The organism is Allochromatium humboldtianum (assembly GCF_013385175.1).
In the GTDB taxonomy this organism is placed as follows: domain Bacteria; phylum Pseudomonadota; class Gammaproteobacteria; order Chromatiales; family Chromatiaceae; genus Thermochromatium; species Thermochromatium humboldtianum.
The window spans coordinates 159,383-180,734 of sequence record NZ_JABZEO010000003.1 but is presented as its reverse complement, the minus strand read 5'-3'; the positions used below and the strand labels follow the sequence as shown (position 1 = coordinate 180,734).

17 protein-coding genes, 1 tRNA gene and 1 other RNA gene are annotated in these 21,352 nt (G+C 62.4%); 11 read left to right on the top strand and 8 right to left on the bottom strand.

The features are described 5' to 3' along the window. Position 1: 1 nt before the first annotated feature. Both HW932_RS05485 and HW932_RS05480 read left to right on the top strand, forming a co-directional pair. Positions 2 to 934 (top strand): CysB family HTH-type transcriptional regulator, encoded by a 933-nt coding sequence (locus tag HW932_RS05485; protein ID WP_176975484.1) that lies wholly within the window; start codon positions 2 to 4, stop codon positions 932 to 934. Positions 935 to 1,099: 165 nt separating this feature from the next. After that, on the top strand, positions 1,100 to 1,903 hold the full coding sequence (locus tag HW932_RS05480) for a tRNA threonylcarbamoyladenosine dehydratase (protein WP_176975483.1): 804 nt from the start codon (positions 1,100 to 1,102) through the stop codon (positions 1,901 to 1,903). Here HW932_RS05480 and HW932_RS05475 read toward each other — a convergent pair. The 8 genes from HW932_RS05475 to smpB all read right to left on the bottom strand — a co-directional run bounded on the left by HW932_RS05475 (position 1,886) and on the right by smpB (position 14,983). Then, entirely contained in the window at positions 1,886 to 4,399 is a 2,514-nt protein-coding gene (locus HW932_RS05475; protein WP_176975482.1) for an EAL domain-containing protein, read from the bottom strand. The two genes, HW932_RS05480 and HW932_RS05475, sit on opposite strands and share 18 nt — an antisense overlap. 30 nt (positions 4,400 to 4,429) lie before the next feature. Further along, positions 4,430 to 7,144 carry a cation-translocating P-type ATPase gene (locus tag HW932_RS05470; protein WP_176975481.1) on the bottom strand — a complete coding sequence of 905 codons (2,715 nt, stop codon included), beginning with the start codon at positions 7,142 to 7,144 and terminating at the stop codon, positions 4,430 to 4,432. Positions 7,145 to 7,196: 52 nt separating this feature from the next. Then, positions 7,197 to 8,366 carry a DUF3322 domain-containing protein gene (locus HW932_RS05465; RefSeq protein WP_176975480.1) on the bottom strand — a complete coding sequence of 390 codons (1,170 nt, stop codon included), beginning with the start codon at positions 8,364 to 8,366 and terminating at the stop codon, positions 7,197 to 7,199. Then, complete coding sequence (locus HW932_RS05460; protein WP_176975479.1) at positions 8,353 to 11,727, bottom strand: ATP-binding protein; 3,375 nt, start codon at positions 11,725 to 11,727, stop codon at positions 8,353 to 8,355. Before HW932_RS05460 ends, HW932_RS05465 begins: the two co-directional genes overlap by 14 nt. Continuing rightward, positions 11,724 to 12,434: a DUF4194 domain-containing protein gene (locus HW932_RS05455; RefSeq protein WP_176975478.1), complete on the bottom strand. Its 711-nt coding sequence runs from the start codon at positions 12,432 to 12,434 to the stop codon at positions 11,724 to 11,726. Before HW932_RS05455 ends, HW932_RS05460 begins: the two co-directional genes overlap by 4 nt. Continuing rightward, a complete protein-coding gene (locus HW932_RS05450) occupies positions 12,421 to 13,881 on the bottom strand; it encodes a DUF3375 domain-containing protein (protein ID WP_176975477.1) in 1,461 nt (486 codons plus the stop codon). Before HW932_RS05450 ends, HW932_RS05455 begins: the two co-directional genes overlap by 14 nt. 197 nt (positions 13,882 to 14,078) lie before the next feature. Further along, positions 14,079 to 14,436: a transfer-messenger RNA gene (gene ssrA / locus HW932_RS05445) on the bottom strand. Positions 14,437 to 14,503: 67 nt separating this feature from the next. Continuing rightward, positions 14,504 to 14,983, bottom strand: a complete 480-nt coding sequence (smpB, locus tag HW932_RS05440; protein WP_176975476.1) for an SsrA-binding protein SmpB — start codon at positions 14,981 to 14,983, stop codon at positions 14,504 to 14,506. A 154-nt stretch (positions 14,984 to 15,137) separates the two neighbouring features. Between smpB and tpiA the strand changes: the two genes are divergently transcribed. The 9 genes from tpiA (at position 15,138) to nuoF (ending at position 21,265) form a co-directional block, all read left to right on the top strand. Further along, a complete protein-coding gene (gene tpiA / locus HW932_RS05435) occupies positions 15,138 to 15,899 on the top strand; it encodes a triose-phosphate isomerase (RefSeq protein WP_176975475.1) in 762 nt (253 codons plus the stop codon). 22 nt (positions 15,900 to 15,921) lie between these two features. Continuing rightward, positions 15,922 to 16,380, top strand: coding sequence for a preprotein translocase subunit SecG (secG, locus tag HW932_RS05430; RefSeq protein ID WP_176975474.1), 459 nt, complete (start codon positions 15,922 to 15,924; stop codon positions 16,378 to 16,380). Between the two features lie 11 nt (positions 16,381 to 16,391). Further along, positions 16,392 to 16,476, top strand: a tRNA-Leu gene (locus tag HW932_RS05425). Positions 16,477 to 16,654: 178 nt separating this feature from the next. Next, on the top strand, positions 16,655 to 17,011 hold the full coding sequence (locus tag HW932_RS05420; protein ID WP_012971612.1) for an NADH-quinone oxidoreductase subunit A: 357 nt from the start codon (positions 16,655 to 16,657) through the stop codon (positions 17,009 to 17,011). Beyond that, positions 17,002 to 17,478 (top strand): NuoB/complex I 20 kDa subunit family protein, encoded by a 477-nt coding sequence (locus HW932_RS05415; protein WP_012971611.1) that lies wholly within the window; start codon positions 17,002 to 17,004, stop codon positions 17,476 to 17,478. The genes HW932_RS05420 and HW932_RS05415 overlap by 10 nt, the downstream gene beginning before the upstream one ends. A gap of 15 nt (positions 17,479 to 17,493) precedes the next feature. Then, positions 17,494 to 18,201 (top strand): NADH-quinone oxidoreductase subunit C, encoded by a 708-nt coding sequence (locus tag HW932_RS05410; RefSeq protein WP_176975473.1) that lies wholly within the window; start codon positions 17,494 to 17,496, stop codon positions 18,199 to 18,201. Further along, complete coding sequence (locus HW932_RS05405) at positions 18,194 to 19,450, top strand: NADH-quinone oxidoreductase subunit D (protein ID WP_176975472.1); 1,257 nt, start codon at positions 18,194 to 18,196, stop codon at positions 19,448 to 19,450. The genes HW932_RS05410 and HW932_RS05405 overlap by 8 nt, the downstream gene beginning before the upstream one ends. Continuing rightward, on the top strand, positions 19,450 to 19,977 hold the full coding sequence (gene nuoE, locus HW932_RS05400; protein WP_176975471.1) for an NADH-quinone oxidoreductase subunit NuoE: 528 nt from the start codon (positions 19,450 to 19,452) through the stop codon (positions 19,975 to 19,977). The genes HW932_RS05405 and nuoE overlap by 1 nt, the downstream gene beginning before the upstream one ends. A 4-nt stretch (positions 19,978 to 19,981) precedes the next feature. Beyond that, entirely contained in the window at positions 19,982 to 21,265 is a 1,284-nt protein-coding gene (gene nuoF / locus HW932_RS05395) for an NADH-quinone oxidoreductase subunit NuoF (protein ID WP_176975470.1), read from the top strand. The last annotated feature ends 87 nt before the right edge of the window (positions 21,266 to 21,352 follow it).

The window sequence follows — 21,352 nt, the reverse complement described above, 5'->3', positions numbered from 1 at the left end:
GATGAATCTCCAGCAATTGCGCATCGTGCGCGAGACCGTGCGCCGTCAGTTCAATCTGACCGAGGTGGCCAATGCGCTCTTCACCGCCCAGTCGGGCGTCTCCAAGCACATCAAGGATCTGGAGGACGAGCTGGGCGTGGAGCTGTTCACGCGCCGCGGCAAGCGTCTGCTGGGACTGACCGCGCCCGGCCGGGAACTGCTGCCGATCGTCGAGCGACTCCTGCTCGATCTCCAGAACATCAAGCGGCTGGGCGAGCAGTTCGCGCAACAGGACACCGGACATCTGGCCATCGCCACCACCCACACCCAGGCCCGTTATGCCCTGCCGCCGGTGGTGACACGCTTCAAGTCACACTTTCCCAGGGTGCATCTGGAACTGCATCAGTGCGGCCCGGGCGAGATCGTCGAGCGTCTGCGCTCGGGCGAGGCCGATATCGGCATCGCCACCGAGGCGCTGGCCGACGAACCGGATCTGGTGAGCTTTCCCTTCTATGAGTGGCGCCATGCGCTGATCGTCCCGGAGGGGCATCCGCTGACGGCGGTCGGACCGCTGACCCTAGAGGCGATCACCGAGTATCCGCTCATCACCTACCATCCCGGCTACACCGGTCGGGCGCGCATCGACGCCGCCTTCGCGCGCGCCGGACTTGTGCCGGAGATCGTCATGTCCGCGCTCGACGCCGATGTCATCAAGGCCTATGTCGAACTGGGACTCGGGGTCGGACTCATCGCGGCGATGGCCTGGCACCCCGTCCGCGACGCCGGACTGCGGCTGATCGAACTGCCCGACCTCTTCGAGACCAACACCGCCCGGCTGGGCCTGAGACGCGGGCGCTATCTGCGCGACTATGCCCTGAGCTTCATCCGTGCGTGCGCACCCGAGCTGACGGCGGACAGGATCAGGGAGGCGGTCTTTCCCAAGACGGCGGTCTGACACGGCCGGCTCCAGGGTCTCGATGCTCGGCGGACAGACGCCGATCGATCGGTTCACCAGCCTGCTTTGAATATCCTTGGACCGGAAACGGCCCGATACGGCATCATTGGTTCAACTGACTGTCCCTGAGCACGTCACGCTCGCGCTTCATCCGTTTTGCGACTCATGCCGAACCTGCCGATCCCTGAACAAACGATCAACGACCGCCGCCGTTTCAGCGGCCTAGCGCGACTCTATGGCGAGGAGGGACAGGACCGGCTGACGGCGGCGCATGTCTGTGTCGTGGGCATCGGCGGTGTGGGTTCCTGGGCGGCCGAGGCGCTGGCGCGCAGTGGCGTCGGCAGTCTCACCCTGATCGACCTGGATCATGTCGCCGAATCCAATATCAATCGCCAGATCCAGGCCGCCGACCCCACGCTCGGTCAGGCCAAGGTCAAGGCCATGCGCGCGCGCATCGCCAGCTATGCCCCGGACTGCGACCTCACCTTGATTGAGGATTTCCTGACCCCCGAGAATGCTGCCGAACTCGTCGGCGCCGGTTTCGATCATGTGATCGACGCCATCGATTCGGTGCGCGCCAAGGTGGCCATGATCGCCGTCTGTCATCGGGCCGGCATCCCGCTCGTGACCTGCGGCGCGGCCGGCGGCAAGGCCGATCCGACCCGCATCCGGGTCGACGATCTCGCGCGCACCATCCAGGATCCGCTGCTGTCGCGGGTGCGCGCCCAGTTGCGCAAGTCGCACGGCTTCACGCGCGTGCCGAACAAGCGCTTCGGCATCGAGGCGGTCTATTCCGTCGAGCCGTTACGCCAACCGCCGTCCGGGGCAGTCTGTGACGCGAGCCGTCCGGGGCCGACCGGACTCAACTGCGCGGGCTTCGGTTCAGTGGTCACGGTCACGGCGAGCATCGGCCTGTTCGCGGCAGCGCGCGCGATCAACGCGCTCTCACAGTCACGGACGCGCGCCTGAGTCCACGGCGGACTCGACCTGAGCGAGCCGCTCGCGCAGGAACGGCTCGATCCCGCTCTCGTCCAGGGGTCGTGAGAACAGATAGCCCTGACCATGCGGGCAGCCTTCATCGATCAGGAACGCACGCTGGGCCTGGGTCTCGACGCCCTCGGCCAGCACCTCCAGCGACAGCGAATGGGCCAGCGCGATGACGGCGCGGGTGATGGCCGTGTCGTTGGCATCGTGCGGAATGTCGGAGACGAAGGTCTTGTCGATCTTGAGCGTCGTCAGCGGGAAGCGCTTGAGATGGATGAGCGAGGAGTAGCCGGTGCCGAAGTCGTCGATGGCGACCTTGACGCCGAGTTCGCGCAACCGGTGCAGCACATCACCGGCCTGTTCCACGGATTGCATCACGGTCGACTCGGTGATCTCCAGTTCCAACTGAGCGGCCGCCAGTCCGGTCGTGGTCAGAATCCGGTCGATCAGCGCGACGAGATTCGGCTGATCGAACTGCTTGGGCGAGAGATTGACGCTGATCAGGGTCTCGGCCGTCACCAGCCCGCGATCGAGCCAGTCCTTCATCCGACCGCAGGCCTGTTCGAGCACCCAGGCGCCTATCGCCAGGATGATTCCGGATTCTTCGGCCAGCGGGATGAAGGTCGCCGGCGAGATCAGCCCGGCCTCGGGGTGTTGCCAGCGCACCAGCGCCTCCAGCCCGCGCACCCGGCCGTGCTCCAGATCGACCTGCGGCTGATAGTGCAGCAGGAGCTCACCGCGTTCGAGCGCGCGGTGCAGACTGGATTCGAGCCGCACGCGTTCGACGGCCTTAGCGGTGAGCTCGCGTGAGTAGTACTGGAAGTTGTTGCGCCCGCTCTCCTTGGCGCGATACATGGCCGTATCGGCATTGCGCACCAGATCATCGACCGTGGTCCCATGCTCGGGATAGAGACTGATGCCGACGCTGGCGCCCAGGAAGAGGCTGTGATCGAGCACCTCGAACGGGAGCTTGAACAGATCCAGGATCTTGCTCGCCACGGTTGCGGCGTCCTGGTCGTGCCGGATGTGGTTGAGGATGACGGTGAACTCGTCGCCGCCCATGCGCGCGATGGTGTCGTCCTCGCGAAAGAGTCTGCGCAATCGCTCGGCGACCGCCGTCAGTACCCGGTCGCCATAGCTGTGATCGAAGCTGTCGTTGACCTGCTTGAAGCGGTCGAGGTCGATGAAGAGCACGGCGAACCGGCGCCGATGACGATGCGCCGTATGGATGGACTGACTGAGACGGTCGGCGAACAGCAGCCGGTTGGGCAGGCCGGTGAGCGGGTCGTGCTGGGCGAGATGGGCATAGCTCAGTTCGCGCTCGCGCAGCTCGTCGAGCAGGGCGAGATGTTCGCTGATGTCGCGCGAGACCTCGATGATGGCGCGCACCTCGCCGGCCTCGTCGAACAGCGGGCTGGCCGCGACCTCGTACTGACGCAGTGCGCCGTCCGGGGCGCGATAGTGCCGGATGAGCTTACAGGGTTGGCGTGTATCCCGGACGGTGCGCAGCGGACAGGGATGATCGTCCTGGTTGCAGGGGCGCTGGCGGGCGGCGGCGAGCTTGTAACAGGCGGCGCAATGGTCGATGAACCCTGAGCGTTCGGCGATGTCGCGCGCCGCGCGGTTCATGCGCAACACCTGGTAGTCGATACCGATGACGAGGATCGGATCGTCGATGCCGTCGATCACGTTCTGCAGGAAGCCGCGTTCTTCCTGAAGCGCCTCCTCGAAGCATTTGCGCTCGGTGATGTCGCGCCCGAGCACGATCAGTCCCTTGCGCCGGCCGTCCGGCTCGAACACAGGTACCTTGATGACGTCATAGATCTTGACGACCCCATCGAACCGCTCGATGACTTCCTCGGCGCGCGAGAGCCGACCGGCCTGCCAGGCGGCCTCGTCGGTCGCCTCACAGGCCAGGAACGAGTGACGATATGTGGTGTGGGTGTAGTCGGCCAGCTCGCTGTCGGTCTTGCCGCGATAGTCGACCTCGGTCAGGGCGAAGAGTTCGAGATCGGCCTCGTTGGCTTCGAGCCAGCGCCCGGCGCCATCCTTGAAGCAGATGATGTCGGGCGTGGAGTTGATGAGTACGCGCAGACGCTGCTCGCTCTCCTGCAATTCACGCTCCATGCGTCGGCGGTCGCTGATGTCCTGTGCGAGGCCAAAGAGCAGGGTTTCACCGTTATGTTCGACCAGAGACACCGTGACTTCGACCGGGTAGCAGCTACCGTCACGACGGCGATGCAGCGTCTCCAGACGTGCGTGACGCTCCTGGCGCAAGGATTCGACGAAGGCGCTCCAGCGCTCGGGCGGAAAATTGGGATCCACATCCCAGAGCGCGAGGTCGAACATTTGCTCACGGCTGTATCCGAGCGCCCGCAAGGCGGCGGCGTTCACCTCGACGAAGCGCCCATTGAAATCGGCCCAATAGAGTTCAAGCGGCGTGTGCTCGATGGCAAAGCGCGCCATGTCGTCGGACAGCATGATCAAGGCTCCTGCCGCGCCGGCAATGCTCTAACGCCGAGCCAGGCGCGCGCGGATGAGTTTATCGGTCTCGATCGCCAGGAAACTCGGGAGCAATGTAGCCAAAATCAATGGCCACCACTCGGCCGGGAAGGCTGCGAGCCGGAAGGCGTCGGCCACGGGTGTCACGAAGGTTCCCGTCAGATGCAGCAGCACACTCAGACCGATGCCGCCCAGGAGCCAGGGATTGCCGAGCGGGTCGAGGTGGAAAGCCGAGTCGAACAGCGAGCGCGCCGAGATCAGATAGCCGATCTGGGTCATGAGGATCACCCAGAAAGCCGCCGTCTGCGCCTGGGTCAACAGCAGCGGATCGACCAGCTCGCCCTCGACCACGGCCGCCGTGCCGAAGTAGTGATACACGAAGAAGCTCGGCACGGCGATCATCAGCCCCATGAGCACCACGCGCTGGAGGAAGAGCGCATCGATGATGCGCACGCCCGGATCGCGCGGCGGACGCGACAGCAGATCCTTCTCCTTCGGCTCCATCATCAGCGGCAGCGTCAGCAGCACCGAGTCGATCAGATTGATCCAGAGGATCTGGATGGGTTCGAGCACGAAGCGCTCGGCGAACACAGGCACGAAGGCGGCCATGAAGATCGCGCCCATGATGAGCAGTGCCTGAGCGGCATTGGTCGGCAGGGTGTAGAGGATGGCTTTCTGGAGATTGGTCCAGGCATGGCGGCCTTCCTCGACGGCGTTGACGATGGTGGCGAAGTTGTCGTCGGCCAGCACCATGTCGGCGGCCTCGCGCGCGACCTCGGTGCCGGCGATGCCCATGGCCACGCCGATGTCGGCTTGCTTGAGCGCCGGGGCATCGTTGACGCCGTCGCCGGTCATGGCGACCACCAGACCATTGGCCTGGAAGGCTTCAGCGATGAATTTCTTGTGCTCGGGAGCCACGCGCGCGAACACCGAGACGGTCTTGACGCACTCGCGCAGCGACTCGGGCGACATCTCGGCGAGCTGCACGCCCGTGATCACCTGATCGGCGGTGATGCCGAGTTGGGCGGCCACGGCCTGCGCGGTGTCCGGATGGTCGCCCGTGACCATGACGGTGCGGATGCCGGCGCTCTTGCACTTGGCGACCGCTTCGATCGCCGAGGGCTTGGGCGGATCGATCATGCCCTGGAGTCCGGCGAAGGTCAGGCCGCTGAGGTCGGCATGCAGCAGATCCTCGTGATCGGCATCGACCTCCTTGAAGGCGAAACCGAGGGTACGCAATGCCTGGCGCGCGAAGCCTTGCGCCGCGCTCAGGTAGGATTCGGCGTCGAGCGCGACCGTTTGGCCGTCGGCGTCCAACTGAGTCGAGCACATGCCGAGCACGGTCTCGGGTGCGCCCTTGACGGCGATGAGACGGCGTCCGGCGCGCTCGGTCATGACGGCCATGTATTTGGTCGCCGAGTCGAAGGGGATCTCGGCGAGCCGGTGCGCATCGGCCTTGGTGATACCGGCTTTGGCGGCACTGACCAGCAACGCCAGCTCGGTCGGGTCGCCGACACCGCCGCCTTCGTCCTTCAGATGGGCGTTGTTGCAGAGTACGCCGACCTCCATCAGCGTGCGCAGGGCCGGATGTCCCTCGGCGTCGAGCCGCTCGCCGTCGCGTGCATAGTGTCCGGTCACGTCATAGCCCACGCCCGTGACCTCCAGGGTCTGGGCGCCGACCTGAACGCGCGTGACCGTCATGCGATTCTCGGTCAGGGTGCCCGTCTTGTCCGAGCAGATGACCGAGGTTGCACCCAGGGTCTCGGCCGCCGGCAGCTTGCGGATGAGCGCCTTGCGTGAGGCCATGATGGTGCCCGAGACCGCCAGGATGGCCGTGACCAGCGCCGGCAGCATCTCGGGGATGGCGGCCACCACCAGCGACACGGCGCCGAGGAAGCTGTAGCCCATGTCATAGCCGAGATAGAGGCCATAGACGAAGTTGAAGGCGCCGACGGCGAGAATGGCCTTGATGAGCGTGTGGACGAACTCGCTCATCTTGCGCTGCAAGGGAGTCTGGCCCGCATCGGCGGTTTTGACCATGTCGGCGATCTGACCGAAGACGGTGTTGGCGCCGGTCTCGACCACCAGACCGCGCGCCGTGCCCTGTGTCAGATAGGTGCCGGAAAAACCCATGTTGCGCTGGTCGCCCGGCACCAGATTGTCGCCGGCGATGGGCTGGGTGGACTTCTGCACCGGCACCGACTCGCCGGTCAGGGAGGATTCGTCGACATAGGCGCTGCTGGTGTCGATGAAGCGGATGTCGGCCGGGATCTTGTCGCCGCCCTCCAGGATCACCACATCGCCCGGCACCAGCTCGCGCGAGGGCAGGCGTTGCAGCTCGCCGTCGCGCATCACCAGACACTCGGGCACCATCAGACTGCGCAGGGCATCGAGCGCGCCCTCGGCCTTGCCCTCCTGCACGAAACCGAGGACGGCATTGAGCAGCACCACGCCGAGGATGACCAGGGTGTCGGGCAGCATGTGACTGCCGAGCGCGGTCAGCAGGCCGGTGATGGCCGCCGTCACCAGCAGGATGATCACCATCGAGTCTTTGAATTGCCGCAGGAAACGCATCCAGGCCGGGGTCTTCTTGAAGGCGAGTTCGTTCCAGCCAGCCGCAGCGCGCCGAGCCTCGATCTCAGCAAGCGACAGGCCGCGCTCGTGCGAGGCGTTCAGGGTGTCGAGTGCCTCGTCGACACTCAGGCCATACCAGTTCGGTTTCATCGATTTCTCCACAAGAAAACCCGTTATCGTCTCCGGGGGATGCGACACAGCGTTACAGGGTGCCAACGAGCCGCTGCAATGTAGGCCAAGCCGCATCCCACGCGATCCGCTCTTGCTCCAGGCGGACGTTCTGCCCCCATCGCTGCTGTTTGAGTCCCTGGTAGACTTCCCGCTCAGTCTCGTTCAGAAGCGTCAGTTCCGCCGCTGCATGTTGTTCCTTCTCATCCACCCACAAGGCTTTGTGACGGAGCAAGGTGTCTTCGTCCATAAGGACGGACCGCAGGCCTGGAAGATAGGAACGGGCCCGGTGCAAGATCGCAAATCCATGGGTATCCAGATCGCCCCAGTAGATGCACTGGGCATGGGTGAGCCAAGGCAGTTCGGCCAGCACGTTCACGTTGTAGCCAAGCCGCATGAAGACGACAGCGCCCGGCATGTCGGACATGGCCAATCCGGTTTGAAGGTTCTCGACAATAAACACATGCGAGGCCGGTAAATGGATACGCCCCAGGTCTTCCACCGGCGCGGTGATGTCTCCCATACCGCTGATCCGGGTTCGCAGCCCCTGATCGAGGATCCTCATCCGCACCAGAAGCGGTGGTGCTTTCAGACCGCATCGTTCATAGAAATCCAGGTCGTTGGCGGCGTCTCCCTGTATCGCGGCCATCAGATCCTTCAGCAGGCCTGTGCGTCCGTCGAGCCATTTGCTGTCCAGGCCCGACACGGGCAACTGGCGGGGGTAGAGACCGGAGTTCGGGTGGCTTGCGATCCAGGCCAGCATGTCCGCCATGCGCCGAAAATCGGCGTCGCCGTAGTCGGCGAGAACATCGAAGTATTTCCGCAACGGCCGAGCCAGCAGCGGCCAACGTGCAATGAGTGTCTGATAACGCGATTGAGCCTGCTCCCAGCGAGTGCCTTCACCGATCCACTGAGCCACCTCATCGGGGCCGTTCAGTATCAGCGTGTCGGGCACTCGTTGAACGCCAAGCGTCTTCCAACGCCGCTCGCACCAGGACAGCGCGCCCGGTCCATGCCAGTGATGCCATGCGCTCACCCAGACGCGAACGCCTTCGACTTGCCGCAGAGCAGCCTGCTCCGTGGGTACACCGAGCGCGATTTTCAGTGGCCATTGGTTTTCGCCGGCCTCACCGGCCAGCCACGAGCGGTGTTTGCTCTGAAAGCGGCGGGCGAGAAGCTGCCGGACATCTTCAGGAAGCTTCAACGTCGGCCTCCTCTTGGGCGTGCTCAGGCAGTCTCAACCGCTGACGATCATTGTCGTATTCAATCATCAGGACACCCGATACGCGCCGGTCGCTGATATCGATGAAGCACGCGCCGCCGATGAACGGTTCCAGAGTCATGACGGACTTCAGCGGCGTGGCGACGATCATCTGAAATCCGAAATTGGCAAAGATATGCATCGCCAAGGCGGTGAATTCGTTGTCTGCCTTGTCGAACGCCTCGTCGAGCACGACCGGTGCGTACATCGGCACGCCATGATCGTTTCCGCCCAATTGGTAACGCAGGGCGGCGGCCAGACAGGTGGTGGCCAGCTTCTGGCGCTGGCCTCCCGATTTGCCCGCACCGCTGCGGTAGATCTCGACCTCGACGCCGCACTCATCGATTTCCCGCCCGATGAACTCGACATGCTGCCGGACGTCCAGCACGGACTCGCGCCAGCGTCTGTGCTCGGGCTCCTGACTGGCGAGCTGTTCGACAAGTTGGCGCAAGACCGAGAACCGTGCCTCGGCAAACTCGCGGTCCTCACTCCAGGCGTGGCTGAGTGCCCGCTGAATGTTCTGCTGGAATTCCTTGACGTCGGCAAGTTGCCGGTCGCTGGTGTCGATGTGGAGATAGGTGCGTTGGTTGGCGCTCTGATTGAACGGCACTTGGCTGAGACTGTCGTTCACCAGGTCCATTCGTTCAAGGATGGCCTTTCGCTCATCGCGCAAGTAGGAGGCGAGTGCGGCCAGATTCTGGTGGCTCTGGTTCTGCAGCAACTCGAAGAAGCGGTGTTCATGCGCCGGCAGACCATCCGTCTCCAGCCGAACCAGCCGGGCAAAAAAGTCCGGCGCGCTGGAGAGACTCGTATCCATGTCGCCGGCATCCATGGGCCACTGCCGTTTGAAATCGGTAAAGCGCGCTTCGATGATCTTCTCGCAATCGCGGATCGCGTGGTCGATGTCCGTGATCTCTGTGTTGAGCGCTCGCTCGACAGTGGTCGCTACCTTGCCGAGGTTGTTCAGGCTGAGTACATCCGCCTGTTTGTCGAAGCGTTCGTCGAGTCCGGTAATCTGATGCGGAGTCAGTGGAACCCTGGAGGCGTCCTGGAGGAGAGACTCCAGCTCTTGAGTGCTTTCCCGAATTTTTTTCAGAACCGACTCGTGCGTCACCCTGGCGTCTTGGAGGCCTTGTTCGGCTTCCGCAACCCGCTTCTGTTGCTGCTCAATCCGCTCACTAAGGTGCAGCAGGGCTGTATTGCCTTCACGCGCTTCGCGGATCTGCCGCTCGATGGCGGCAATACGGTCCAGCAACGGAACGACGTCGATTTCCTGCCACTGGAGACTCACCAGAGTCTGGCACTGCATGGCTCGGTCCGCACGGTCCTTGTCCTGGGAGGCCAGGGCGTCGATCTCTCTTGCGAGGCGGCTGATCGTGGCTGCCAGTTCCTGAGCCTGTGCCTGAAAGAGCGCGAGCTTCTCGCGGTTGTCGAACCCGAGCACCCAGCTTCGTCGATCACCGACATTTCGACGGTCGTCTTTCTCATGTCGGGTCTTGCTATGCTTGACCTGACCCTCCCGCGTGATGGCCCGATCAGCGGTCCTGAAAGACGTCATTCCGTCGACGCACACATAATCGAAACGCTGTCGCAGCTCAGCCTGTAACCAATCGGAATAGGCCCCTTCCTTGACGTTCAGTTTGAGGACCAGCGAGTTGGGCCCGATGGGTCTGACCTGCCAGGTCTCAGGGCGGCCGGTTCGGTAGTACACCAGGCGCTGCCCAAGATGGGTGTCGTTGATGTGATTGGCCAGCGCGGAATAATGACGCTCGTCCACTAGAAGAGAGAGTGCAAATCCATGCAATACGCGCTCGATGGCGCCGCGCCACTCGGCCTCATCGGCCTTCACCTCGATGAGTTCGCCGACGAAGGGCAGGGCCGACTCGGAGATCCCAATAGCAGCCGCAATGTCGCGGCGCATTTCGAGCATATCGGCAGGCACATTCGACGGCTGGCGCTGGAGTGCCTGCACCTCTTTCACCGCTTGCGAAAATGCCGTCTCGGCGTCCTTCTTCCGACCGGCGAGACGAAATTGTTCTTCGCGATTTTCGTTGCTGAACTGCTCCCGATTTTCGATCTCCTGCCGCGCGTTACCCAATGATTCGGCAAAGGCTTGGGGCGAGTCGGGGAGGCTCCAGCCAAGCTTTTTGCAAGCCCCTTCTGCCTGACTGCGTTTGCGAAGGCGGTCCGCACGTTGGGTTTCCAAGCCCGATTTCTCGGACTCCCACTGCTCGATCCGGTCGCCACCAGCCTCGCGGTGCTGCCTCTCCAGGTCTCGCAACGTCGTTTTATGGTTGTCTAGTGTACTTTTGCACTGGCTGATCTCACCCTCTGTGCCGCCGGCTTGCACCTCCAGAGATGCCACCTGCTGCTTCAGTAGTTCAATGCGGCGGGTTTCCCGGTAGCCATCCACCCCCAGCCGAAGTTCCTCCAGTCCATTGCGCCGTGATAACAACGACTCGCGATGTTGATCCTGCTCTCGCGCAGGCAGCAGGGTTTCCACCTGCTCGCGCGCCGTCACGACCGCTTGGTGCGCCGCGTTGAGTTCGTCGAATTCGCTGACTAAGCGATTCGCCACCTCAAAGGTTTCGGGCTTGTCGAGCATGAAGTCGCGCAGGAAGGTATTGAGGTCGCCCAGATTCTTGGCCGACTGGGTCTTGTGCAGCAAGCGCAGCGCCATCTCGCTCTCGATGCCGAGCAAGCGACTGAATCGCTCGCAATACGGGCGGAACTCGTCGCGGACGAAGGCATTCGGGAACGATTGCTTGAGCTTGCGAACGTCAAAGTTGGATTGTCCGAAGTCCTCCAGTTCGCGCAGATCGAAAGGCCGCTCCAGGATGAGGTAGTGGCGTTTGACATCGGCACTGCCATTGGCGCTGCCTCGCAGCCAGAACACCCGGACCAGCACCACTGTCTGACCCAATGTGTTCTGGTATGTCAGCGCCAAGGCTGACCATGTGGTCCCAGGGCGCAGATAACGGGTGGCGATTTCACCCGATTCGCCATCCTTCTGCTCGGCCCATGCGCCACGCACGTAGGTGACGAGATTCCGATCGCGGCCGCTGCGATCGGCCTCGCGAGCGGCGGCATTGAAGTCGATCCACTGAGGCGGCACCAGCAGGGCCGAAATGGCATCGAGCAGAGTCGATTTACCCGCTCCGGATCGGCCTACGAACAGAAAGCCGCGCTCGCTGATCGCAATGTCATGCAGGCCGGAGAATGTTCCCCAGTTGTAAACCTGCAAGCGAGCCATCCGGAATTGTTCCCGGGCGAACAAGGAGGCGGTTTGTGGTTCCAGGATCATGGGTCGGCCTCTTCATCATCAGATTCGGTCCGAGTCACAGGCGCTGGCGGCTCACCGGCGGCCATGCGTTGATACAAGTGCGTCAGGGCTTGTATTTCCTCGGCCGAGAAGAGGAGCTTCAGTGTCGGCGAGATCTCGAATCGATCCTCACTGGAACGAATTTTCTGGAGGATGCTGTGCTTCTTGATCTTCTCGATGGAGGCATGGATCCGTTTCACGAACCCGGCGCGGTCGGTGTTGGACGCTCGCTCATAGAGGTTGAGGAACTCCATGATCTCATCCGTCGACACCACGGCGCGGTCGCCCCGCGAATCTGCCTGGGTCAAGCGTTGGCGAAGATGGAGCAGCAGAATAGAGTCGATGAAGGTCAACTGGGCGCGACGCAGCAGGGTCGGAACCTCCAGTTCACCGGTATCCGCCTGACGGGTGAAGGCGACTTGCATGTCCCGGTCGATGACCAACTCCAGGAACAGTTCGGCGAGGCGGCGACGTATCGGCACTTCGTCTCTGATCAGGATCGGCCAGAGTTTGGGGTGTCGGTGTCCATCGAGTGACGGCCCCGCCAGGAGCTGTACCAGGGCGCGCCGGGTGTCCAGGGGCAATTCGCCGCTATCGCCTATGAACAGCGTGTTGGCGGAGGCCGGCACTGCATCCGGCGCTCGTTCTTCGTCCGGCAACGCCGCTTCGTCAATCTCAGACCAGCTCATTGGCCCGCTCCCTCAAAAACAAGATCTTTGGAATTCGGGCGCTACGACTCTGGTCGTCGCCTCCAATCCAGCCCACGGTTTCGCTGTGATCGGACCGGAAACCATGCCGACTGCCTAACGCCAGAAGGCCGACCACGCTGCCGAGTCCCTGTGCGGCGGGGAACCGCTCCAGAACGTCGGCAATGGAAGCCTGGGATCGGTGTTCCAGGACGGCCAGCACGTTGGCCTTCAGCGTGCGGAAATCGATCTCGGATTGAGCGATCAGTTCGCCGACAGACTCCAGGTCGATGGGCAGCGCGTCCCCTTCGGCCATCTGACCAGGCAAGGCTTGTAGGGAGGGATCGTACAGCACCCACTGGGATAGGGAGCGCAAACGGCTGCTTGAGAGTTCGAGCGTGTACTGGAGGGTTTCCGTGGCCCTGACCTCATCCTTCAGGGCGAGGGCGGCACGCTGGGCATCCTTCAAAAGGTGATTGAGTCGGCGCTGCTCAAGGTACTCACGACTCTGAACGAAATGCTTCAGGCTGCGAGCGAAAGTCTGGAGCACCTCATGAACCATTCCGCCTTGCTCAAGAAGGGTTCGCGTCAGCCGGAGAAGGAAGCGTCGCTCCTTGGCGTCGAGTTGAGTCACGAATTCCCGCGACAGCACGTTATCAAGGGCCTGGTCGAGGGTGGCCGCCTGTTCCGGGTCCGTTAGCAAGCGCCAGAAAGCGGAAAAGGTGCGCCCCGCTTCGCTCTCTGAAATCAGGTCGATTCCGGCAAACAGCGAATCCAGCACCTCGCCCCGATTGCCATCATTGTCCATGAGGCGCTCACGGAGATCTCGATTCAGTTGCTCGAACTGATTACGCACGCGCCGGAAGTCGCCCGCAAGATCGTCGGCCAGCGTGATGATCTCCCGCGTGCGTTCCAGCGCCGCTGCATGAGGAAGCACGCGCATCTGCCCCTTCTGGATGGCGTCTATCTCCTTGTCGATACGCGCCTGCTCGGCCATGAGCCGATCGATGCGGCGGAACTTGTCGGTGTCGGTGTCCTCGGCAAGCCGGGTCAGCGCTTCGATGACGAGTGTCAGACGGCTCTCGGTCGCAGCGGAGTGGGGCTGCGTCAGCCCAGAGACAAAGCGAATAGCCTCGATGGCTGCCGTGGAGAGTTCATATTCCTCCTCGGAAGCGCCGGCCGGAAAGCGGCGCTCCAGATAGCCATCGGCGAGCCAGTTGGCGACATAGGCTTGGGCGGTTTGGGGGAAATCCTCACCTTGAGCGCGAAGCACTTCCAAACTCCTCCCGATCCGCTCATGAAAAGTGGAGGCGGGAAGGCTTTGCTCGCTCTCATAGAGATGGATTTGAAGCAGGCCAATGACAGTGGGGCCGTTGTCCGAGGCCAGCAGACGCCACAGGGGCTGAGTCCGCATGCGTCGGTAGGTCGCGATAGCCTTGTCTGCTTTCATCGTGCCTCGATCCCCAAAAACTCACTTTCCATGGTCTGTGCTGGGGCACGGGGTAACTCCATGTAGTAGCGGATCGCTTGCCGCCAATGTCGCCCCAGTTTGGATGATGTCAATGGACGGACATGCCTGCATGAGGAGCGTACAGGCATGAAAAACCCGCACTTAAGCGGGTTTGTGAGCGTCCGTGGACGAGTATTTGGTGGAGGCGGCGGGAATCGAACCCGCGTCCGCAAGCCCTCTGCCATTGGTCCTACATGCTTAGCCCGCTTTATTGTTTTTAGCCTTCCGCCGCCCAAGGGGCAGGGCGATCAGTCGGCGATTCCGTTAGGTTTTAGCGGATCAGGTCCGGACGCCCGTCACCGCGATCCTATGTGTTTTTACCCCAGGAATCCGCCGTCCATAGGCAGGCAGCGGTCTGAGGCCCGCTGGGATTAAGCAGCGAGAGCGTAGTTGTCGTCGTTGGCAACTATTGGTTTGCGGATGGTTTTACGAGGTTTCCCGCACCTCGGCATGCACCTCAGGTTTTGCGACCCACGTCGAAGCCATGTCGCCCCCAAGTGAGAGGTTGGTCAATATAGGGAAGCTTTGGTTCCAGGGCAACCGAAAAAGTCGCCGCCTGACCTCAGCCGGTCTTGAAGATGCGCTCCTTTTCGCGCTGCCAGTCGCGGTCGCGCTCGGTGGCGCGCTTGTCGTGCTGCTTCTTGCCCTTGGCCAGACCGATCTCGAGCTTGGCGCGTCCGCGCTTCCAGTACATCGCCGTCGGGATCAGGGTATAACCGGCACGTTCGGTGAGACCGATCAGCCGGTTGAGCTCCGAGCGCTTGAGCAGCAGCTTGCGGCTACGGGTCGGATCTGGATGGATATGGGTCGAGGCGGTCGCCAGCGCCGAGATGTGCGCACCGATGAGGAACGCCTCGGCATGGAGGATCTTGACATAGCTCTCCTTGAGCTGAACGCGCCCGGCGCGCAGGCTCTTGACTTCCCAGCCTTCGAGCACGAGTCCGCACTCGAGACGCTGCTCGATGAAATAGTCGTGCCCGGCCTTCTTGTTGAGGGCGATGGTCGAGCTGCCGTCGGATGTTTTTTTGTTACCTTTTGCCATGCTCGCGAGTGTAGCCGAAAGCGCGTTCCGGATTAAGCATCGTAATTTCGCGTTCACAAGGGGCTTGCGGAACGCGCGAAAGTGTCTATAATCGCCGGCTCGCTTCGAGTGCTAGCCCGAGTCTCTGAGCAACGAAACATGGAGCCGTATCGCCATGCGCCAGCCCCTGATCGCCGGTAACTGGAAGATGAATGGCACCCGCGCCAGCGCCGAGTCGCTGATTCAAGGTGTCCTCGCGGGTTCGAGCGGAATGAGCAAGGCCGAGATTGCGGTCTGCGTGCCCTTCGTGTTTCTGGAGGCTGGTCAGCGCCTGCTGGCTGGCAGCGCGGTCCGGATCGGAGCGCAGAATGTCAGCGTCGAAGCGAGTGGCGCCTACACGGGCGAAATCTCGGCTGGGATGCTGAACGAGTTCGGATGCCGCTATGTGATCTGCGGGCACTCCGAGCGTCGTGAATACTATGGCGAGACCGACGCTATCGTGGCCAAAAAGCTGGCGATGGTCGTGTCCGCCGGCATGACGCCCATCCTCTGCGTTGGCGAGACGCTCGAACAGCGCGAGCAAGGCTTTATGGAGCCCGTGATTGCGGGGCAGATCGACGCGATCATCGAAGCCAATGGCATCGAATCCTTCGGTCGGATCGAAATTGCGTATGAGCCGGTCTGGGCGATCGGAACCGGCAAAACAGCTACGCCCGAGCAGGCGCAAGAAGTCCATGCCTTCATTCGTCGTCGTATCGCCGCACATGATGCCGCGATCGCCGAGAAGGTCCGGATTCTCTACGGCGGCAGCATGAAGCCGTCGAACGCCGCCGAGCTGCTGGCAATGAGCGATATCGATGGCGGTCTAATCGGCGGTGCTTCGCTGGTGGTCGAGGATTTTCTGGCGATCTGCCAGGCTGGAGAGACGGCGGCTTGAGACGCCCATTGTTGAGTAACGCATGCAAACGATTCTGACAGTCTTCCAAGTCTTTCTGTCGCTGGGTCTGATCGGTCTGGTGCTGATCCAGCACGGAAAGGGTGCGGATGCGGGTGCGGCCTTCGGTAGCGGCGCCTCGGCGACCGTCTTCGGTGCCCAAGGGTCGGGTTCGTTTCTGACGCGGCTCACGGCGATCCTGGCGGCGCTGTTTTTCCTGACGAGCATGGCGCTGGCTTATTATGCGACTCAGGCTAGCGGACCGGCTGGATTGATGGATAAAATGGGCGACACGGTCGTCGTCCCGAATGCCCCGATCGAATCCGCGCCGAGTCCGGAAAATTCGGATGTACCCGCGATTCCAGGTGCAACCGTGATGACCAATGAATCAGCCGCTTCCGATGTGCCGGTTGCTCCAGCCGCGCAGGGGGCGTCTGAACCAGAAACCTCGTCCGGCGGCGAGCAAGCTGCCGATGAGCAATGAGTACAGTTTTAGCCGACGTGGTGAAATTGGTAGACACGCTATCTTGAGGGGGTAGTGGCGCAAGCCGTGCCAGTTCGAGTCTGGCCGTCGGCACCAACAATAAACGGCATATCGCCCACGCGGTATGCCGTTTTTCTTTGTGTCATTGATAATTATCTAATGCCTTGAAAAATCAAATAATTTGGATTGATGGCAGGGTTGACAGCGCGCCAACCCCTGCACTAGACTCCCGGTTCCGCCGCGAATATTAGAAAAATGTCAGAGAGGGGACAGAGTGCTCGACAACTATCTGCCGATCCTGATCTTCATCCTGGTCGGGATTCTGGTTGGCGTGGGTCCGCTGGTCATGGGCTATCTGCTTGGCCCCCGGCGTCCCGATAGCGAAAAGGATTCCCCTTACGAATGCGGCTTCGAGGCGTTCGAGAGCGCCCGCATGAAATTCGACGTCCGGTACTATCTGGTCGCCATCCTGTTCATCATCTTCGATCTGGAGATCGCGTTCCTCTTCCCCTGGGCCGTTGCGCTCGGTGAGCTGGGCCTCTTCGCCTTCTGGGCCATGGTCGTGTTTCTCGGGATCCTGGTCGTTGGCTTCATCTATGAGTGGAAGAAGGGGGCCCTGGAATGGGAATAGAAGGCTTGCTTGAGGAGGGCGTCGTCACCACGACCGCCGACAAGCTGATCAACTGGGCACGTACCGGCTCGCTCTGGCCCATGACCTTCGGGCTGGCCTGCTGCGCCATCGAGATGATGCATGCCGGCGCCGCGCGCTATGACCTCGACCGCTTCGGCATCATCTTCCGCCCGAGTCCGCGTCAGTCCGATGTGATGATCGTGGCTGGCACATTGGTCAACAAAATGGCGCCGGCGCTGCGCAAGGTGTATGACCAGATGGCCGAACCGCGCTGGGTCATCTCCATGGGTTCCTGCGCCAATGGCGGCGGCTACTATCACTATTCCTATTCGGTGGTGCGCGGCTGTGACCGCATCGTGCCGGTCGATGTCTATGTCCCCGGCTGTCCACCAACGGCGGAAGCGCTGCTCTACGGCATCCTGCAATTGCAGGAGAAGATCCGCCGCACCAATACCATCGCCCGCTGAGTTCCTTCAGAGATCATGGTGACACACATCCTGACCCGCACCGCCAGGGTGGACGCGCTTGCTGCGGCCATTCGCGCGCATTTCGCTGAGTCGGACTTCGAGCTGATCGACGCATTCGACGAGCTGACTCTGGACGTGCCCGCTGAACGGCTGCTCGACGTGGCCCGGACCCTGCGCGATCACGACGACTTCCGCTTCGAGCAGTTGATCGATCTCTGCGGCGTCGACTATGCCGCCTATGGTCGTTCGGAGTGGGAAACCGATGAGGCGTCAGCGACGGGCTTCGGGCGCGGTGTCGACCGCGACCTTCGGATCGAAGCCGATGATCCCAGACGTTTCGGCGTAGTGGTCCATCTGCTCTCGCTTGCCCACAATCATCGGTTGCGGCTGCGCGTGCATGTCGGTGCGGCTGCGCCCATCGTCGATTCGCTGATCCCGGTCTGGGACTCGGCCAACTGGTTCGAGCGTGAAGCCTTCGATCTCTACGGCATTCTCTTCCGGGGGCATCCGGATCTGCGCCGCATCCTCACCGACTATGGTTTCGTCGGCCATCCGTTCCGCAAGGACTTCCCGCTCAGCGGTCAGGTCGAGATGCGTTACGACCCCGAGCTCAAGCGCGTCGTCTACGAGCCGGTCTCCATCGAACCGCGCGTGCTGGTGCCCCGCGTGATCCGCGAGGACAGCCGTTACGTCGGTCCCGGCGAGGAAGCCCGTCATGCCTGAGATCCGCAATTACACCCTGAACTTCGGCCCCCAGCATCCGTCCGCGCACGGCGTGCTGCGTCTGGTGCTGGAGATGGACGGCGAGGTCATCGAACGCGCCGATCCGCATATCGGGTTGCTGCATCGCGGCACCGAAAAGCTGGCCGAATACAAGCCGTACAATCAGTCCATCGGCTACATGGACCGTCTGGACTATGTGTCCATGATGTGCAACGAGCACGGCTATGTGCGCGCCATCGAGAAGCTGCTCGGCGTCGAGGCGCCGGAGCGCGCGCAGTACATCCGCACGCTGTTCGACGAGATCACGCGCATCCTGAACCACTTGATGTGGCTCGCCGCCCATGCGATCGACATCGGCGCCATGAGCGTCTTCCTCTACTGCTTCCGCGAGCGCGAGGATCTGCTCGACTGCTATGAGGCGGTCTCGGGCGCGCGTATGCACGCGACCTATTATCGTCCGGGCGGTGTGCATCGCGATCTGCCCGACACCATGCCGCGTTACGAGGGCAAGTCCAAGTGGCACAGCGCGCGCGAGATCGCCCAGCGCAACAGTGCCCGCGACGGCTCGCTGCTCGATTTCATCCAGGACTTTGCCGACCGCTTCCCCGGTCATGTCGATGAGTACGAGACCCTGCTCACCGACAACCGGATCTGGAAGCAGCGCACCGTGGGCATCGGTGTGGTCTCGCCGGAGCGGGCATTGCAACTCGGCTTCACCGGTCCCATGTTGCGCGGCTCCGGCATCGAATGGGATCTGCGCAAGAAGCAGCCCTATGCGGCCTATCATCAGGTCGATTTCGATATTCCGGTCGGCGTGAATGGCGACTGCTACGATCGCTATCTGGTGCGCATGGAGGAGATGCGCCAGTCCAACCGCATCATCCGCCAGTGCGTCGACTGGCTGCGCGCCAATCCGGGGCCGGTCGCCATCGACGATCACAAGGTGGTGCCGCCCAAGCGCGCCGAGGTCAAGGAGAACATGGAAGCCTTGATCCATCACTTCAAACTCTTCACCGAGGGCTATTGTCCGCCGCCCGGCGAGGTCTATGCCGCCGTCGAGGCGCCCAAGGGCGAGTTCGGCTGCTACATCGTCTCGGATGGCGCCAACAAACCCTATCGGTTGAAGGTGCGCGCGCCCGGTTTTCCGCATCTGGCCGCGCTGGATGAGATGTCCAGGGGCCACATGCTGGCCGACGTGGTGGCCATCATCGGCACACTGGATATCGTGTTCGGGGAGATCGACCGCTGATGAGCTTTCGCAACGCACCCTTGGCCGTCGAACATGACGTCGACAAATCCGAGCTGTTCAAGCCCGAGATCCGCGAGGCCATCGACGCGCACATCGCCAAGTATCCGCCCGAGTGGAAACAGTCGGCGGTGATGCCGGCGCTGTCCATCGTCCAGGACGCCAACGGCGGCTGGCTGACGACCGAGCTGATGGACGACGTGGCGGCCTATCTCGATATGCCGGCGGTCTCGGTCTATGAGGTCGCGACCTTCTATGGCATGTACGATCTGGAGCCGCAGGGGCGGCACAAGGTCTGTGTCTGCAACAGCATCTCGTGCATGCTCAATGGGTCGGAGGAACTCATCGAACACGTCGAGCACAAGTACGGCGTCAAGGTGGGCGAGACCACGGCCGATGGGCGCTTCACGCTCAAGGAAGTCGAGTGTCTGGGGGCCTGTCGCGATGCGCCGGCGGTGCTGCTCGACAAGGTCTATCACGAGAAGCTGACGCCTGAAGCGCTCGATAAGCTGATTGATGGGTTGGAGTAAGGGCATGGTCGAACGTCAGAACACCGTTTGCTTCCGCAATCAGCATCTCGATCTCGCTATTCGGCACACGCTGGCAGCGTATCGCGATCTCGGCGGCTATGCGCAGTGGGAGCGCATTCTGCGTGAGCGTCCCGATCCGGCCGATCTGATCGAGGAGGTCAAGCGCTCGGCCCTGCGCGGGCGCGGCGGTGCGGGCTTTCCGACCGGGTTGAAGTGGGGCTTCATGCCGCGCACGGCGCCGGGGCAGAAATATATCGTCTGCAACTCCGACGAGGGTGAGCCGGGCACCTGCAAGGATCGCGACATTCTGCGCTACAACCCGCATCAGTTGATCGAAGGCATGGCGATCGCCGGGTACTGCATCGGCGCGACCGTGGGTTACAACTATATTCGCGGTGAGTTCTACGAGCCGATCGCGCGGTTCGAGGAAGCCGTGCGCGAAGCCTATGCCGCCGGGCTGCTCGGGCGCGATATTCAGGGGTCGGGGGTGAACTTCGATCTCTATGCGCACCTGGGCGCGGGCGCCTATATCTGCGGCGAGGAGACGGCGCTGCTCGAATCCATCGAGGGCAAGAAGGGCCAGCCGCGTTACAAGCCGCCGTTTCCGGCTCAGGCCGGTCTCTATGGGCGGCCGACGACGATCAACAATACCGAGTCGCTGGCGTCGATTCCGGTGATCCTGGAGAAAGGCGGGCAGTGGTTCCTGGAGCAGGGGCGGCCGAACAATGGCGGGCCGAAGCTGTTCTCGGTGTCGGGGCACGTCAATGATCCGAACAATTTCGAGGTGCCGCTGGGGACGCCGTTCCGGGCGTTGCTGGAGATGGCGGGAGGCGTCAAGGACGGGCGCAAGCTCAAAGCCGTGATTCCGGGTGGTTCCTCGGTGCCCGTGGTGCCGGGCGAGATCATGATGGATGTTGATATGGATTATGACTCCATCGCTAAGGCCGGGTCGATGCTCGGCTCGGGCGCGGTCATCGTGATCGCCGAGGGAACCTGCATGGTCAAGGTGCTCTACAACCTGTCGCACTTTTACATGCATGAGTCCTGCGGTCAGTGCACGCCCTGCCGCGAGGGCACCGGCTGGCTGGCGCGGGTCATCAAGCGCATCCTCGACGGCCAGGGCCGTCCCGAGGACTTGGAGTTGCTCGATAGCGTCGCCGGACGCATCGGCGGCAAGACCATCTGCGCGCTGGGTGATGCAGCGGCGATGCCGGTGCAGAGTTTCCTCAAGCACTACCGGCACGAATTTGCGTACATGATCGAGCACGGGCGCCGTCTCGCGGCCTGAAACCGGCTCGACAGTCGATCCAATGTGGACGCCTGCTGGTCTGGCGTCCGCCGACTTGGTTTGTAATCCGATAGTTCGCCACGGCTG